Below are 17,188 nucleotides of genomic sequence, written 5' to 3' on the forward strand. Positions count from 1 at the left end.
GAATTGGTAAGATGTGTCCAAATTGTGTCTAAACGTACAATTTTCCCGAAATGGTATCGTGAGGCCATGCCCATCAACTTAAGAACGGAAATAAAATGAATTTTTTTCATATAAACTAAAAAGTTCTTAAAATATTTGATTTTCTTAAAAATAGACATACTAAATAAACCCTAACGGGTTTCATTTTTTCACTATGCAGCTTTCTTTTGTTTTCTCAATCCATTATACTCATAGACAACACCCATAATATCAAAGGCTGTTTTTTTCTCGTATCGATGAGATTTCCGTCCATTTTTCTGTAGTAGGGTAAACAGGCGGATTAGGACCTTTGTTATCTCTTGGGTGTCTTTCTGCGTAGCTTGATATAACAGATATAGATGATCTTGGATCATTCCAATTGCTTTGTATTCACTTAATTCTTTTTTCTTTTTTTGTAGAAGTAATTGCCGCATTTTAAACATAGTAGAGGAACATAGGAAAATGGTAATGAGTTTCCCATATAATTGGCACTCTAATCGTTCTTGCTTTACCGTAGAATAATGATCTATCTTGAATAATGATTTCCACGTTTTAAAAATAATCTCTATTTGCCAACGTAATGTATATAATTCATGTACTTGTTCCATCGGAACCCATTCCCAAGGTGTATTCGTCACGTACACGTTTAACCCCGCTATCAATTTACTTTTTTCTGAGTACGTTCTATTTTTTGATTTTTCTTTTTCAGCTATCTTATCTCGTCGTTTTTGAAGTTGTTTTTCTGTTAATCGATTAAAAATGACGCGTGCAAACAGTTGTTGTTTATCACCGACATAAGCATTTTTTAATTCAAATGTTTCTCCTGGTTGTAATTGCTTCAAAATCTGTTTTACATCGATTTGTATGTATTCCGATTGTTTCTTAATTGCACCATTTTTAAAGTATTCTGGGTTTGGATTTTTCACATATACATTTGTGTTTAATTTCAATCGAGAAATATAATAGGTGCCACGTTGATCCATTTGATCTAAATCCTCTAATGAAAAATAGCCTAAATCACGAATACATAAATCTCCTGGTCGTAAGGTAGCTAAACACTCCGTACCAAATGTTTTATCATTATTTTTTCCTGGTCCTATTTGAAAGTTTAAAAACTGTCCGCTATGTAGGTCATATTCTAATTGAATTTTGATTCCAGCTTTTTGGGCACATCCTCCAGAGCCGGGATATACATTCTCTAAAGCATTTGGCACTTGGAATACAGTAGCATCCAGGATACGAATGCGTTTAAAATAAGAAAAAAGTTGGTTAGAGATTTGAGTTTGTTCACATATTTTTTGTTGTAACAATAAAGAGAAAATATGTTGTAAAAACAAAACTGCCTTTGTATTTAAACGTTTATTTAAGCCCTCAGGGCTAAGAAGAGTACCAGTGGCTGCATGAAGTCTACTACATAATCGGACTAAGGGATCGCTAGCCACTCGTTGACTAATCCAAATACAAATTGTAGCTAAATCTGAGCCAGAAAACTTACGTTTTCGTTTTATAAATCCAATTTCTCTTGCCAGTTCTTCTAAAAATACAGGTGTAATGTATCGTTTTAGTTCTTCCGCAAATGGTTGTAATTCATCTTGAATCGAGAGATTCATAAAAAACGTCATCCTTTCTTATCTAGCTTGTTAAGAAAGAATAACGTTTTTTTGTACTTGGGGGTAGTAAAAAGTCTTAAGTTGATGGGCATGTATCGTGAGGCCTATATGTCCTTTTAAATTCTGTATTTGATGTTCTAATTGATGAATGAAATCGCAAATAGCCTCAGGTCCCTTTTGATAGACAGCTAGAATTTCTTGTTTTTTCAACATAAATATCACCTCCTTGTATGATAGATATAAATGCTAGTTTAAATGTACACATTAACACTTGAATAAGCATGTACATTTTCAACAGGATTCTACATACTGACTTTGAGGTGGTTAGTGTGTATATCAAACTAGATATTCCAACGGAATTTACAATTAAAAGTCTTACAGACTTGTCTAATTTTAAAAATTTAATGGAGAACTTAAAGATGAAAATAAATAAAAGTCAACTAGCGCGAGAATTGAAGGTTGATCGACGTACCATTGATAAATACATGAATGGCTTTATACCAAAAGGAACCAAAAATAGAACATCAAAAATCGATGCCTATTATGAAGTGATTGTAGATCTTTTATCAGATGAATCTAAACAAACTTTTTACTATATGCGGGTTCTATGGCAATATCTAACGGATAATCATGGTTTGCAATGTTCCCAGTCTACTTTTCGTGCCTATATCAATAGGAAACCTGAATTCAAAAAATATTTTAAGGATGGTAAACGTATTGCTTCAAACTTACCAGGAAAGGTTCGTTATGAAACACCTCCTGCTGAACAAGCGCAATTAGATTGGAAAGAAAGCATAAAGTTTGAAACGAAAGATGGTGAAACGATATTTGTAAATGTGGCTGTACTTCTACTATCTTATTCACGCTTTAGAGTTTTCCACTTGAATATTTCAAAATCCCAAAGTGTATTACTGTCATTTATGACAGAGGCATTTGAAGCGTTTGGTGGCGTACCGAAGGTAATCGTTACAGATAATATGAAAACTGTAATGGATGAGGCTCGAACAGAACATTTTTCAGGAACAATTAATAATAAGTTTGCACAATTTGCCCAGGATTTCGGATTTAAGGTACAACCTTGTATTGCAGGACGTCCAAATACAAAAGGAAAAATAGAAGCTCCAATGAAACTTCTAGATGAAATTCATGCTTATCAAGGCAAGTTTACTTTTGAAGAATTGCATGAATTTGTACAAAGGTTATGTAAAAGAATTAATCAAACGTTTCATCAGGGAACTGGTAAGATTCCGGTGTTTGCCTTAAAACAAGAAAAGAATCTCTTACAGCCACTCCCTACGAGTACAATAAGAGATTCCTATAAGATTAAACATAAGCTTGTAAAAGTAAATGCGTCAGGAATGATATCTTACAAATCAAATCAATACTCAGTGCCAGCTGAGTATCAAGGTAAGACCGTTGGTCTACAAGTCTATGATAATCAAATATATGTTTATCATAACATGAAGTTAATTGTACAACATAAAATCAGTCAATCTAAGCTTAATTATAAAGAAGAACATTATAAAAACGCATTGGCTAAGTCACTACCAAAATATCCGAACATTGACAATTTGGCGAAACAAAATTTATCAGTAATTGGTGAGGTATATAGAAATGAAGAATAGCTATCAACAGTTAACCACAAACCTAGAGTATTTAAAATTAAAACAAATGACACAACATTTAGGGGAAGTCGTTGATTTTAGTATTAATAATCAATTGTCATTCGTGGAAGCACTGGTTAAGCTGACAAACTATGAAATTGATGTAAGAGAACAAAATATGATTCACTCTATGGTAAAAATGGGCGCATTCCCTCATAGAAAGGAGATTGATGCATTTGATTTTGAATTCCAGCCAAGTATTAATAAACAACAAATCTTAGATTTTATTTCTCTACGTTTCCTAGAACAACAAGAAAACATAGTATTTTTAGGACCTAGTGGTGTTGGTAAAACCCATTTAGCGACATCGGTAGGTATAGCAGCAGCTAAAAAACGAACAAGCACTTATTTTATTAAGTGTCATGATTTACTTCAAAATTTGAAGCGTGCAAAGCTTGAGAATCGTCTAGAATCAAGATTAAAACACTACACAAAGTATAAATTGCTTATCATCGATGAAATTGGGTATTTACCAATTGATCCGGAGGATGCAAAATTATTTTTCCAACTCATTGATATGCGTTATGAAAAACGTAGTACGATTTTAACTACAAATGTAAATTTCAAATCATGGGATGAAATCTTTCAGGACCCTAAAATAGCTAATGCCATACTAGATCGTGTATTACATCACGCTACCGTTGTTAGCATTGTAGGACAATCATACCGAATTAAAGATCATTTCAGTAAAGAAAACGATTAAATTTGTACATGCTTAAACAAGTGAAAATGTACATGATCATCTTGACATTTACAGATAGATCTAGTATTCACACAAAAAGTACATATCAGACTAGTAAATGAAAAAACCCTCCGTGAGGAAGCTGAGTAGTTACAATAATTGTTTGATTCGACAACAGTCGTGCGGACGTAGGGATTTATGGGTGGAAGAATACAACAGAAACATAGGTTGTTACTACTTTACCTAATCACTCATTTTATTACATCGCTAAACATCTTGATCAATATTTAGCGATGCCGTTGTACAGCAACTTTAAGGAATTAACGAATGTAACTATACCATGAAAATACAAAAACAAACATTTGAAAAAAGTCCATTGTGAAAAGTACCTTTTAATAAAAACACTATATTGTACTGGGAGTTCCGAAGGGGGAAAACTTGATTTTTATCTGTTAAGAAACTTTGCAACAGAACCCCGAATGGTATGTACCTTTTATTCTACATATAAACCAATTGCGGTAACAATCGCTTCAGAAGCGTATTCCCATTTTCCATCCGTTAGAGCTCCTAATTGTTGTCCGATTTGAGATAGGAGATTAGGCGTAATCGGAATACCAAAATATTGAGCAATAATAGCACCGATAGGTGCAGTAATTTTCGTCCATCCACCACGATCAATTTTAATTTCTAAATTTTTGATTTCTCCATTTTCTTTTACAAATCTATAATATACTTGATCATCTAAACGAAAACTCAGGTGATGCGAAATTTGACCATTCACCACAGTTTGATTGCCCATTTTAGAAATATAAGCTGGTTTTACATTGAATTCATGATCAAATACTTTTAATTTTTTAATTTCAGGCCCTAACAAAGCTGCTTGAACCGCCTTATCTAGATTATTCATAGGAATAGCATCTAGATTTTGCGTTTGTTCAATAAAGTTTGATGAAAACACATGAGATGCTTGTACTTGTTGCGTGCCCATTTCTTTTTCTGCAGCAAATGCGAATGTGGATGAGCCTGTTACTAACATTGTGGCTAGAGCTGTGGCACTGATTACTTTATACCGTTTCATATTTGTATTCCTCCCTTTTCTCCTCTATTTGCGAAACTTGTCAAATCGTGTCATGTATAAGGGTTGGAAACATCATATCACGATAGAAAACAAATAGGAATAGAAAATTCAGAAATTTAAGAAATTTACTCCTGCAGTTTACATAGGTTTTCTTGGTTCTGTTGCAAAGTCTTCGCCATGCTTCACGTACCTTGAAAGGAATCGAAACGATTCATGCTCTATATAAACGAAACCGAACCGTCTCCTCGCTCTTTTTTCTAGAGTGTAACCTTAGTCAGAAAAATTTGCAGCAGAATTAGCGGCTTGGTAGTATTTACCTTGTTAGAAAAGTGCTTCCTTTCTGATTTTCATGCTATTATGAGGTACATAACAAATAAAATTCGACATTATTCGAAATAGGAGGCATCTTATGAAAAAATCCTTATCATTTAAGGGAACGATTCCAATTGGACTCATGCTATTTGCTACATTTTTCGGTGCAGGAAATATGATTTTACCACCAGAATTAGGACAAATGTCAGGAACAAACATTTGGATTGCGAGTCTTGGCTTTATTGCTAGTGGTGTTGGTCTTTCATTACTGGCTATTGCAGCTATTTCACTTTTTGATGGAGATATAGGTAAACTTACTAGTAGAATTCATCCCGCATGTGCAGTTATTATTCCACTTATTATTTACTTAGCCATTGGTCCTTTTTTTGCAGTTCCTCGTACAGGAATAGTTTCCTATGAAATGGCAATGTCACCTTGGTTAAATGAAGGTATACAAGGAAGATGGGATGTATTATTTCTATTTACTTTACTATATTTTAGTATCACATTTTACTTATCACTGAACCCTTCTAAATTAGTCGATATAATTGGAAAATATATGACACCAGTTTTATTGCTAATTATTGGAGTTATTGTTGTTAAAGCCATCATCACACCAATTGGACCTCTATCAACACCTAGTCAAGGATACGAGGAAGCTGCTTTTTTTAAGGGATTCACTAAAGGATTTCTTACGATGGACGCTCTCGGAGCTTTTGTGTTAGGAGGTATTATAATTAACGCAATCAAAGAAAAAGGTATAAAAAGTCGAACAGCCATTGCAAAATCTACCATAATTGCTGGTTGTATCGCGGCAATTGGATTAACTGGTATATACCTGTCTCTTGCTTATATCGGAGCTACTTCAATAGAACTTGGCAAATTTGATAATGGTGCAGCGCTATTGGCTGCGGCTGTACAGCATTTATTTGGGGATACTGGCCTGTTTTTATTAGGAATTGCGATTTTATTTGCTTGTTTAACAACATCAATTGGGCTTGTCTCTGCTTGCGGTAAATTTTTCGCAGTGTTACTACCGAATTTTTCCTACTCTAAAATTGTTTTTATTATTTGTTTGTTTAGCTTTTCCGTATCAAATCTTGGTTTATCTACTCTAATTAAAATTTCTGTACCCGTTCTCGTTATCATGTACCCAGTAGCAGTCGTACTCATTATTTTAGCATTTTTAGATTCATTAATAGGAGGAAAGCAAGCGGTATATGTGGGAGCGGTAATGGGATCTTTACTTGTTAGTATTGTACAAGGCTTAGAAAGCGCAGGTCTTGCTAATGATTCTTTACTGAAGTTTATGCAGAAAATTCCTCTTTATACAGAAGGGATGGGCTGGTTGTTACTAGCTATACTTGGCGGGATAATTGGTCTACTCATTCCAAAAGGAGCTAAAGATAGTAGCGAACAATTTAAAAATATAAGCTAATTTTCTGGTGCAAATAAATGATAAATTATTTGTTAGATCATACATAGAAAAAATAGGTTCTCACTAATAGGTAGATGTAACATGTAGCGGAGAACAATACTCGATTTGCTCGGGATTTTGCAGAATTTGACGAAGACGTAACAAGCGTCAAGGTAATCCCCTTGACGTTCAAACGTTGGTATAGTAAACACATACCATTTATATACGTATCTCTGCCTTTAAACAAACGTTTTATTCGTCATAACTCGCGGGGACAGGACGAATCTCCACAAAACAAAAACTTCACCATTTGAAGAAGGTGAAGTTTTTATTTGCAATTTTTAGAGGGTAAGTGTTCTTTAGGTAATTTTAGTCTAACATGAACTATAGCTTAAAACTAACCTTAACTTGTCTTACGTATAGGACAAGTTAGATGAAATGATAAACAATTACTAACATATAATTTTGTTAATGAATAAAAATATCATGGATGAAGAACATAGAGCACCAGATAGCCCTTTCTTCACAGTTATGTGTATGTAAACTCTTAATGATCCATTCAGAACTGGTATTATATAAATACTACATAATAAATTCATGTGGTTGTTTACAAACCATCTAGCATACAGTAACGAACATAAACATGGTTTTGTTTTAACAGGAGTCGCTGAATTTTTGATAATCTTTTTCTGATACAACTTTTTTGAAGCATCAATAATGGAAATACTTGTTTGGCACCAGAACCCTACAGATTAAGGAAGAGCCACCTTTTTTATTTTATTATTATTGGAACATTCCTTGTAACGCACCCAATCCAATAGTTAAGATGAAGAAGACAACCATAAGAATTGTTGCTTTCTTTTTACTTAAACCAGCTGTAATTTGAAGACCTAACCACGTAATTACAAATCCCCAAATTGTAAATACTTCAAATTTACTTACAATACCTTTTACAACACCACCACTTGAAGTGAAAATTGGTCCTAAACCAGTATACATTTCTTTTCCTGATCCGCCTAAAACAAATGCTAAAGCTGTATTTATTAATAAACCAAGTAATGAAATAATGTTTGAGTACACAATAATTGTTAATAATTTCTTATAAGAAGTATCATTGCTCATAAACATCATGAATACTTTATACACTGCTGCGCTAATAAAGAAACCTACCGCCATACCAATAGCACAAAATAATGCACCCATACCAAACGTCACTGCAGGTGGAACGTCAAAACCTAACTCCTTATTAAGCTTAATGGCTTCTGGGGTTAAGGAGCCTACATAAGCAGCAAGTCCACCAACAACTGCTCCTAATAAAACAAGTATCCAAAACGCACCCCATACAGCATTACTCGTCTTCATTCTCTCAAACTGTAAGCACGGAGAAGTAATCATTCCAAACAATGACGACTTCTCTCCTTCAACCTTTTGCGTATTCAAATTCGCTTCCATTATAACGCCTCCTTCTATTTATATAACCCGTTCTAACGGGCGGTTCCCTCATGCAAGAGGCTACGAACCGCCCACTAGAACCGTAATATGTAGTTCTACTACACTATTAATTACTCATAACGTAATGCTTCGATTGGATCTAATTTCGCCGCTTTGTTTGCTGGAATTAATCCAAAAACAATACCAAGTGTCATAGAGAATAGCACTCCTCCAACGACAACTTCCCATGAAACGAGCGGTGGCCACTTCGCAAATGTGGAAACGATATATGCCCCGCCATACCCAAGACCAATTCCGATTAAACCACCTAGAAGCGTTAACATAACTGCTTCAATTAAAAATTGTAATAAAATTTTACTACGAGTCGCTCCAAGTGCTTTACGTACTCCAATTTCGCGCGTACGTTCTGTTACGGATACGAGCATAATGTTCATAACACCAATACCACCAACGACTAGTGAAATGCCCGCGATGCCGCCAATGATCATTGTCATAATACCGGTCATTTTTGAAATACCTTCTTGAAGTTCTTTTAAATTCATAACTTCGTATTTACCAGCTGCATCACTCGGTTTACGACTGTTTAAGACATCTGCAGCTTTTTTACCTGCTTTTTCTAAGTTATCTACATTTTTTGCTTGAACAGAAATATTTTGAATTTCATCTTTTCCATACAGTGTCGGCCATAATGAAATTGGAATGAGTGCTTCTGATGATCCCATTCCCATAAACTCGTTATCTGATTTATAGACACCAATAATTTGCATCGGTTGACCCTTCATTTCAATAATTTTACCGACTGGATTGGCATCCTTACATACCTTTTCTTCCATGTGTTTACTAATCATAACAACGTTATTACCTTGATCCACATCTGATTCTTGTAAAGAACGTCCCTTTAACAACTTTACTTTATTTACTGAAAAATACTCACTGTCTAATCCAGTAATACTCACCATTTCTACTTTATCTTCAATATCAAGTGGTTCCATACTCGAATTTGTTGTTACAACATGTGAGATTTCTGGAATTTTTTTAATTTCAAAAATATCTTCTTCAGTTATTTTCGGTGCTTCTACCATCCCCATACCAAAAGGATCATTCATATCGGCACTATAATGAATCGGAACCGTTTGATTACCTGACCCAATAAATTGAGATTTCAATGCAGCTTCCCCACCTTGCCCAATCGCAACGACGGTAATAATAGAGCCTACACCGATAATAATCCCAAGCATCGTCAAAGCCGAGCGTAGTTTATGAGCTAAAATAGACGATAAGGCAATTTTTATACTATCTAGTAAACTCATACTGCACACCTTCTATCTTCTGTAATTTTCCCATCCCTTAGTACAATACGACGAGAAGAATATGCGGCTACCTCTTCCTCATGCGTAACCATAACAATTGTCGTACCTTCTGCGTTGAGATTCGTAAAGATATCCATAACTTGTTCACCAGACTTCGTATCAAGTGCACCTGTCGGCTCATCGGCCATAATGAACGTTGGATTATTCGCAATCGACCTCGCAATAGCGACACGCTGCTTCTGTCCACCTGATAACTCATTCGGTAAATGATGAACTCTGTCTGACAAACCAACTTTACCAAGTGCTTCCAGAGCTCTTTGACGACGCTCTGCTTTCTTCACGCCACCATATACGAGCGGAAGCTCAACATTTTCCACCGCCGAAAGACGAGGCAGTAAATTGAAATGCTGGAACACAAAGCCGATATATTCATTACGAATTAAAGCAAGCTTTGACTCATCTGCAGTTAAGATATTCACATCATTCAGCATATATTCGCCCTCTGTCGGACGATCTAAACAACCGATAATATTCATAAGCGTTGACTTACCAGAACCAGACGGTCCCATAATCGAAACAAACTCACCGCTCTGAATTGTTAAACTAATACCATGTAAAATCGGCACTGCCAATTTCCCTTGATAATATGTTTTAGAAATATTATTTAACGTAATCATTTCTCTTTCACTTCCATTCCGTCATACACGTTGTCGGAAGGATTTTTAACCACCTTTTGCCCCACTGTTGCGCCTTCAACAATCTCTGTCCAGTCTCCATCAGTAGCACCTTTTTTCACATTTTGTTTACGAAGCTTTCCTTTCTCTTCGATATAAACAAATGCATCTTCGTCTTTTTCTACAATGCTCTTACTTGGAACAGCAATCATCGTCTTATTCTCTAAATTTACTTGCAGAGAAACGTGATAACCTGGAGATAAACCATCTTGGCTATCAAGACTTGCTTTATATGTATATTGAGACATATTTTGAGTTCCCTCACCAGCAGCTTGAGCCATCTCTGCACTCGTTGGGAATTCACTTACTTCCGTAATCTTACCTGTCCACTTCTTCTTATTATTTGCTTTCGCAGTTACAGTGAACGTTTGATCTTTTTGAATTTGTGACTTTTGAAGCTCTGTTAAAGTCCCTTGAACTTGGAACGGGTCTTTAGAAGCAACTTGTAAAAATGCTTTCCCTTGACCACCTAATGCCTGAGATGAACTTTGCGCTGCATCCTTATCTAACTTCTGTACAACACCAGTGAAATTACTATAAATCGTAAGTTCTTTCTGTTTTTTACTTAACTCTTCTTTTTGTAACTTCCCTTTTTCTTTCTCAAGGTCAGTTGTCTTTTGTGCCATTTCTAACTCACTTACTTGCTCTTCCATCGGATCTGTTACTTCTTTCCCAGCTCCGCTATCTTTCACCTTCTTAATTTCTTTCTTGAGCGAATCAATCTTCTTTTTCCCTTGATCATAACGCATATCTGCCATCTTCTGATCGAGCTCAGCTTGCTTCATTTGAAGATTAATCTCTTCATTATCATAAGAGAATAACTTCGTACCTTTCTCTACCTCTTGTCCCTCTTTTACCTCAATATCTTTCACTTTTCCTTTGGCCGGATCTGCATAAAAACTTTCAATATTACCAGGCTTCACCTGACCAGAAATTAACTTCGTATTATTCAGCTTACGCTCTGTCACTTTCTCAAAACTTACAGCATCAGCCGTTGTTGATGCGCCCTTCTTCTTACCTTGCATAATAAAAATATTAACTGCTGCTACAATAACAATTAGTGCAATAGCCCCGATAATAATCCACTTTTTCTTGTTTGGATGGGGAATGATATTTGATTGCATAGTATGTCTCCTTTCAGTAGTAAATTTTGTTGGAATCAAACATGTTAAATAAATGGTGAAAATATTAAAGATGTAATTATAGTCAAAATCAAATTGGTACAAATAAGTATCGTAACAATTTTTCTTTTAGCTTTTATATTCTGCTCTTCAGCTAAAACTAACACTCCAATAATATAAATAGCTACGCTCCATATTATACAACCACTAAAGCTATTCACGAATCCTGACAATACAGAGTTTTGATTTGATAAAAACATCCCTAATGATGTCGGAGAATATTGGATACTTTCTTTTAAATATAGTGATACTATTAATTTTAATAAAACTTCTAATAATACAGGCATATAGGCATAAAAACCAATAATCATTAATTTTCTAAATTCAATATGAATGTCATTCACTATTAAAGCAATATAATTAATAATAGAATTAATTAAAACACCCATTAATGGTGAAAATATACCTGCTACTACCGCAAAAGCCAAAACAATTGTTTTTACATACTCCATGTTATTTTTTAGTAAAACCTTTTCACCTACAGTCAAAACTGTACATACAGATAAAATAACCGAAAAACAACTTATAAAAAGAAGAGGCAACAAAGCATTGCTTTCTGTTAACCTTTTCTCAAATACTTGTTTAGGTGAAAAAAATATATTAATAAAATTCATCATATTTACAAAAATTCTCCTTTAATATAATTCTATATTTCATCCTATTTATTCATCCATTCAATAATCATAGGAGAAATGTATGCCTCTAAAATACCCGCGATCACAAACAAAAACAGCGAAAATATAATCATTGAAATTATATTTTTTATATGCACTATGAAAAGAACTTTTTTGTTTTTTAATATGGAGTAAATAAAATAAAGAGGATATAGACCAACTGCACCTATCAAATTAATTGCTGGAATTTCAAAAACACCATGAGTTAATATACTACCTAAAGCAAATCCATATGAATGAATAGAACTAATTCCAGCAAACGTCACCCCTAAGAAACAACCATTTATAAATAAATACCAAATTGTAGTTAGTGAAAATGATAATATACCACTACCTAAATACATCGCGCTTTTTAAATTATGATCTATATAATACAAAAAACTGTGAGGCACAGCTATTTGCTTATCTATTTTAATTCCGATACTCTCAGATAGACTAAAACCTATAAAAAATGAAATTATATACAATATTAAAGATAATGAAAAAAGCTTATAAATAGTATTTTTAACAAACCATCTACTGTTTAGTTTTTTTATATTAAATAGTTCCATTAATGTTTTCACCTGTAGTAATATTTATTAATGCTTCTTCAAAAGAATTACTATTCTTTAAAGTAGAGATTGCTCCTTCATAAATCAAAGCGCCTTGATTTATAATAATAACTCGATCACAAATATCTTCTACAATATCTAAACGATGTGAAGATAATAAAATTCCAGTTGATTTATCTTTTGCTAAATGAACCAAAAATTCTTTTGTGGTTTTAGTTGCCAAAGCATCATACCCATTCATTGGCTCATCAAGCAATAAATAATTAGGTGAATCAAGAACCCCTAATATTAAAGATACTTTTTGCTTCATACCATAAGATAGATTTTTAACATATTCATCTTTTTTATCTAATAAAGAAAAAGATTCTAACAGAGGATTCACTATTTCTAATATTTTTTTAGTACTTAATGAATGTAACCGTCCCATAAAAATAAAAGTTTCTAATACAGTTAACATGTTATATACATATAAATCATTAGGTATATAACTTATATGATGATATTTATATAAGTTAACATTATCTACGGTAATAACATTTCTAGGTGATTTTTGAAGGCTACTTAAACATTCCAATAGAGTGGTTTTACCTGCTCCATTATGTCCCAATAAGCCAACAATTTCCCCTTGTTTTAATGAAAATGAAATTGAATCTAATGCTTTCACATCTGTATTTGCATACTGATGTGTTAACTTATTTACAATTAACACTTAACTTTCCATCCCTTCCATAAAGGTGCTTTTAAAATTAAGAAAATAATTAAACACCAAATTACTGTTGTAATCGCAATGATTTTTAAAAATGAAAGTAAAAATATAGACAAAGTAATCTTTTCAGCAAATAGAAAGACAACTTTTACTCCAATAAAACTAATATTTATCATTTCATAGGAACGAATAAATATATTCTCAGTTACATGACCTAAAAATGACGTATTAATTTGATCTTTACTTTCCCAAGTGAAATTAGGAAAACATACACTTCCAATTAAAAAACTCAAAGTTCCAGTTAAACAAATACAAAATGCACTAATAAATAAAACAATTGAACCTAAGTAAGAACTATTTAAATAAATTGACAGTAGAATAGTAGACAAAATTAAAACTGAAAATAAAATCAGAAAATGTAGTAACCCTTTTGCCCAATAAATAAAATAAGGGTTCTTCAATTTCGAATAGTAGACAAAAATCCAATTTCTCTCAAAATCTAAGCTACAGATCTTTCCCAACCCCATAGTTAACAAAGCTGCTAAAATCATTTGATGAATTAAAATCAGTAAAATGAAAAGCCCTTGATGTTTATTAGCTGAAAAATTTTGAGAAAGAGCAATTAATATTCCTAAAAAGGCAGATGACGAAATAAGACCGGCTTTAATAAAACCTAATGATAAATTTTCTCCTCTAATTAATAAAAGCAAATCTTTTAAAATAAGACTACGCACTTTAGAGTATGTTTTTTCCAACATAAATAATTTACTAAGATATTTTCCTTTATTCGGGAGAAAGTGATCATTATTATTCAATTTGTATAATTCTAATTGATCTTTATATCGATGTAATAAACTCAATATTATAAGGCTTAAAACTAGTATTATGATAATCATCACTATATGAGAATAATATATAAAATACGGATTAAAATTCGATGTACTTAATATATTTATCCAGGCATTTAAAATATTTCTATCTTTAATATAAGAAACTATAGTAAAAGATATAACGCCAGTACACAAAAGTTGAAAACCCAAAAACAAAATCTTTGTATAAATTGAAAAACAATCCGCTGTCTTATTCCCAAATATATACATTAATATCATCGTTATCATTCTAACTAAAAGAGCTAAAATAGGTATACTAAAAATCCCCAAAAACCAACTCAATGGGATTTCCAGATTAAAAGCCCTAGTTATTGAAAAATACATTCCTATATGAAAAGGAATAACTAAGATAATTATTTCCAAGAAAAAAGCATCCACAAGCTTTGCAAAATGAATGCTAAAAGAACCCAAATTCCTTAGCCTCAACAACTTATAATCATTAGAAAAAAATGATCGAATGTATACTTCCCTAAATGAATTTCCTATTAAATAAAAAAACATTAATAGATAATATAAACAAAATAGCTTTTCCATTAAACTTAGAGAAATATTAATATCATTCATTTTAAATAAATAAATAAATATTGATAATAAAAAGTAATAACTAATGCTCAACAAAATTGAGACAGTAATAATAGTATTTAAGATTTTTTTGGAACTTAAAACTACATAAGGATTAAAACGACTAATAATCCAGCGGAAATGTAAAATATGCTGCATTAAAACAAGAACAAATATTCTCTTTATTACCTCCATACAAACCTCCACTAAATAAAAATACAGAAAGTCTATGATAATAATCATAGACTTTCTGTTTCATTGGTTACCAAGCTATAGCAGCCGCCCGTGCAAAGCCTTTAATTTTTTTCTTAATCATATACGCGACTACACCAGCACCAATTGCAAGTGGTCCAACGGCTCCAGCAATAATAGCATATAATGCCCAAGCATCAGCACCAGCCATTGCTGCATTATATACCTTTTCAGAAGTATCCCAACTTGTATAGAAAGTATCTGCGATTTGGAAAATAGGATCTAAAAATTCCATCTATTTTATCCCCCTCTCTTATAAAATAAAAGTTGTCTACACAAATAAAAATTATATCCGCGATTATTTGAATTCTAATATATAAATAATAAATTTCAGATTTGTGTAGTAATAAAATAAAAACAGAAATAACTTATATTTTTTAAAACAAGAAACAATTTATTATCACAAAATAAATATTTTGAAATATAATTAAACCTTATTTTTATTCCATTACTACAAAAACCTCTATTTTTTATACATTTAAAATAATAGTTTTTAATCTTTGTATTGAGCACATTAACTATTAATTATTTTTAATAAACATAATTAAATCAATAAAAAGTAAAATATACATAATCAATCTACTTTCAATCCGATTGATTTTAACATATCAATTGGATCTTTTAATTTAAACATTAATACTTTCTATGAAATCTATAACATATTTTCTTCTGTTTATCATGGTACTCCTTTAACAACTTTTAAAATAATAACACTTAATATATAAAAAATACACTTCAATTTTGTCTTATACAATGGACCTTTTTACTATTAATAATGTTAAATTTACGTAACTACTCAGCTTAATTAGGAAAAAGGGCATACCAAATACATGTTTTTCATTCGAAAACATGAAAAAGAAAAGACTCCAATAAGAGAAAGAATCTAGATCCAACAGAGAGTTTCTCTTATTCAGTTGTGCGATTCCAAGGAACCGTTCCGGTTTCTATAACCTGGCCTATTGCTTGTAAGACAGATTGTTTTTGTTTTTTCATGGTACTCATATAGCTTCGTATCTGACAAAAAGATTCTGCGCCTTTCTTGCTTCGAAAAGTCCCAGACACTTTCTGTTTGACCTTCGTCATTCGAATATCCCGTTCGGCTTGATTGTTGTCAAATGGAATGTCTGGATGTTCCAAGAATGCTAGAATTCTATCAGCATATTTGACGAAGCGATTCCATAAATTTGGGGTTTGTGTAGTAACAGAACAGAAACAGCAATAACCTACGTTTTTACTTCAAAGTAGCTAACAATAGGTTTTTTTATCAAAAAAAATAAATATTTTGCTGATTAAAAACCCAATATTTATTAAATTTATCAAAAACGGTTATTATTGTTAATTTGATTATAATAATAGTTTTGATAACACAGCATTAACGTATTCAAGCTTTATTTAACACTGTTTTTATTGTTATCAAAAATCTTCATTTTTGATAATGTGATTAAACCTTATTGCCGTTCTTGTTCCATTACTACACAGACTCCAAGAACTCGTATCGTTACAGATGCAACAGGTGCACTTTGGAAAGAACATGGTTACTGTTTTACATAACAAGGGAACAGAGAGAAGGGTTATGTTACAGGAAGAGGATAAAATACGTTTATTTACGTACTATAAAACGATACCTGAACCCGTTCGTCCTAGATATCATAGTACGGATCCTTTATTGGTCGCATTTGATTTTAAACGAGGCACATTTCGGTGGGTGTATGACAATAATGCTCCGAAAGCACTAACAGCCATTGCTGTACAAAAGATGATTCGATTAGAAGTAGCCAGGGCGCAACTGAGAAAAGGAATTTCAGCACAACACTTGCGGAATACTTATATTCTACGCTGTTTGGAACAAAATATATCTACAAACGAGGTTATAAAAAGAACCGGATTCCTTTCTCATCTATCATTAAAGCGCTACACAGAGTATAAGAATCAAAATGCAAATAAAGTGAAATAATCAAGCAGGAACGGGCAGTGATTTTCCAAAGAACTGCCTCAGATTCGCCGGATTTTGAGGTAGGAGCCTGATTAACCGTTCATGCGGAATTAAAAATAATCTCTTTCTATGGCATACTAAGATGGTATTCGTTTATCTTTAG

The 17,188-nt window shown here is 32.7% G+C and carries 16 protein-coding genes and 2 pseudogenes; 5 read left to right on the forward strand and 13 right to left on the reverse strand.

The window, feature by feature from the left end; genetic code table 11:
• Nucleotides 1-191 precede the first annotated feature (191 nt).
• Both QCI41_RS28970 and QCI41_RS28975 read right to left on the reverse strand, forming a co-directional pair.
• Nucleotides 192-1,628 (reverse strand): IS4-like element IS231H family transposase, encoded by a 1,437-nt coding sequence (locus tag QCI41_RS28970; RefSeq protein ID WP_353838904.1) that lies wholly within the window; start codon nucleotides 1,626-1,628, stop codon nucleotides 192-194.
• A 30-nt stretch (nucleotides 1,629-1,658) separates the two neighbouring features.
• Nucleotides 1,659-1,841, reverse strand: coding sequence for a hypothetical protein (locus tag QCI41_RS28975; RefSeq protein ID WP_353838903.1), 183 nt, complete (start codon nucleotides 1,839-1,841; stop codon nucleotides 1,659-1,661).
• A gap of 116 nt (nucleotides 1,842-1,957) precedes the next feature.
• On the opposite strand from QCI41_RS28975, the gene istA reads away from it, so the two are divergent.
• Together istA and istB are read left to right on the forward strand one after the other, a co-directional pair.
• Entirely contained in the window at nucleotides 1,958-3,253 is a 1,296-nt protein-coding gene (gene istA, locus QCI41_RS28980) for an IS21 family transposase (RefSeq protein ID WP_353836570.1), read from the forward strand.
• Nucleotides 3,243-3,995 carry an IS21-like element IS232 family helper ATPase IstB gene (istB, locus tag QCI41_RS28985; RefSeq protein ID WP_098866930.1) on the forward strand — a complete coding sequence of 251 codons (753 nt, stop codon included), beginning with the start codon at nucleotides 3,243-3,245 and terminating at the stop codon, nucleotides 3,993-3,995. The genes istA and istB overlap by 11 nt, the downstream gene beginning before the upstream one ends.
• A gap of 472 nt (nucleotides 3,996-4,467) precedes the next feature.
• Here istB and QCI41_RS28990 read toward each other — a convergent pair whose 3' ends face one another.
• Complete coding sequence (locus QCI41_RS28990) at nucleotides 4,468-5,052, reverse strand: methyltransferase (RefSeq protein ID WP_353838902.1); 585 nt, start codon at nucleotides 5,050-5,052, stop codon at nucleotides 4,468-4,470.
• Between the two features lie 164 nt (nucleotides 5,053-5,216).
• On the opposite strand from QCI41_RS28990, the pseudogene QCI41_RS28995 reads away from it, so the two are divergent.
• Both QCI41_RS28995 and brnQ read left to right on the forward strand, forming a co-directional pair.
• Nucleotides 5,217-5,351, forward strand: a pseudogene (locus QCI41_RS28995) (IS6 family transposase); the annotation flags it as partial.
• A 110-nt stretch (nucleotides 5,352-5,461) separates the two neighbouring features.
• Nucleotides 5,462-6,802, forward strand: a complete 1,341-nt coding sequence (gene brnQ / locus QCI41_RS29000) for a branched-chain amino acid transport system II carrier protein (protein ID WP_353838901.1) — start codon at nucleotides 5,462-5,464, stop codon at nucleotides 6,800-6,802.
• A 762-nt stretch (nucleotides 6,803-7,564) separates the two neighbouring features.
• On the opposite strand, the gene yknW is transcribed toward brnQ, so the two are convergent.
• From yknW to QCI41_RS29050, 10 genes and pseudogenes are all read right to left on the reverse strand, one after another.
• Complete coding sequence (gene yknW / locus QCI41_RS29005; RefSeq protein WP_353838900.1) at nucleotides 7,565-8,233, reverse strand: YknW family membrane protein; 669 nt, start codon at nucleotides 8,231-8,233, stop codon at nucleotides 7,565-7,567.
• Between the two features lie 110 nt (nucleotides 8,234-8,343).
• Nucleotides 8,344-9,543: an ABC transporter permease gene (locus QCI41_RS29010; protein ID WP_353838899.1), complete on the reverse strand. Its 1,200-nt coding sequence runs from the start codon at nucleotides 9,541-9,543 to the stop codon at nucleotides 8,344-8,346.
• Nucleotides 9,540-10,220: an ABC transporter ATP-binding protein gene (locus QCI41_RS29015; protein WP_353839254.1), complete on the reverse strand. Its 681-nt coding sequence runs from the start codon at nucleotides 10,218-10,220 to the stop codon at nucleotides 9,540-9,542. The genes QCI41_RS29010 and QCI41_RS29015 overlap by 4 nt, the downstream gene beginning before the upstream one ends.
• Nucleotides 10,217-11,401, reverse strand: coding sequence for an efflux RND transporter periplasmic adaptor subunit (locus tag QCI41_RS29020; RefSeq protein WP_353838978.1), 1,185 nt, complete (start codon nucleotides 11,399-11,401; stop codon nucleotides 10,217-10,219). Before QCI41_RS29020 ends, QCI41_RS29015 begins: the two co-directional genes overlap by 4 nt.
• A 44-nt stretch (nucleotides 11,402-11,445) precedes the next feature.
• Nucleotides 11,446-12,075: a YIP1 family protein gene (locus QCI41_RS29025; protein WP_353838977.1), complete on the reverse strand. Its 630-nt coding sequence runs from the start codon at nucleotides 12,073-12,075 to the stop codon at nucleotides 11,446-11,448.
• Between the two features lie 41 nt (nucleotides 12,076-12,116).
• Nucleotides 12,117-12,683, reverse strand: a complete 567-nt coding sequence (locus QCI41_RS29030) for a stage II sporulation protein M (RefSeq protein ID WP_353838976.1) — start codon at nucleotides 12,681-12,683, stop codon at nucleotides 12,117-12,119.
• Nucleotides 12,670-13,392, reverse strand: coding sequence for an ABC transporter ATP-binding protein (locus QCI41_RS29035; RefSeq protein ID WP_353838975.1), 723 nt, complete (start codon nucleotides 13,390-13,392; stop codon nucleotides 12,670-12,672). The genes QCI41_RS29030 and QCI41_RS29035 overlap by 14 nt, the downstream gene beginning before the upstream one ends.
• Complete coding sequence (locus tag QCI41_RS29040; protein WP_353838974.1) at nucleotides 13,386-15,035, reverse strand: hypothetical protein; 1,650 nt, start codon at nucleotides 15,033-15,035, stop codon at nucleotides 13,386-13,388. The genes QCI41_RS29035 and QCI41_RS29040 overlap by 7 nt, the downstream gene beginning before the upstream one ends.
• Before the next feature lie 67 nt (nucleotides 15,036-15,102).
• Nucleotides 15,103-15,327 (reverse strand): uberolysin/carnocyclin family circular bacteriocin, encoded by a 225-nt coding sequence (locus QCI41_RS29045; RefSeq protein ID WP_353838973.1) that lies wholly within the window; start codon nucleotides 15,325-15,327, stop codon nucleotides 15,103-15,105.
• 671 nt (nucleotides 15,328-15,998) lie between these two features.
• A pseudogene (locus QCI41_RS29050) lies at nucleotides 15,999-16,286 on the reverse strand (IS66 family transposase); the annotation flags it as partial.
• A 256-nt stretch (nucleotides 16,287-16,542) separates the two neighbouring features.
• Between QCI41_RS29050 and QCI41_RS29055 the strand changes: the two are divergent.
• Nucleotides 16,543-17,046, forward strand: coding sequence for a tyrosine-type recombinase/integrase (locus QCI41_RS29055; RefSeq protein ID WP_483299074.1), 504 nt, complete (start codon nucleotides 16,543-16,545; stop codon nucleotides 17,044-17,046).
• Nucleotides 17,047-17,188: the final 142 nt, after the last annotated feature.

The organism is Bacillus cereus group sp. MG4 (assembly GCF_040460055.1).
GTDB classification, from domain to species: domain Bacteria; phylum Bacillota; class Bacilli; order Bacillales; family Bacillaceae_G; genus Bacillus_A; species Bacillus_A wiedmannii.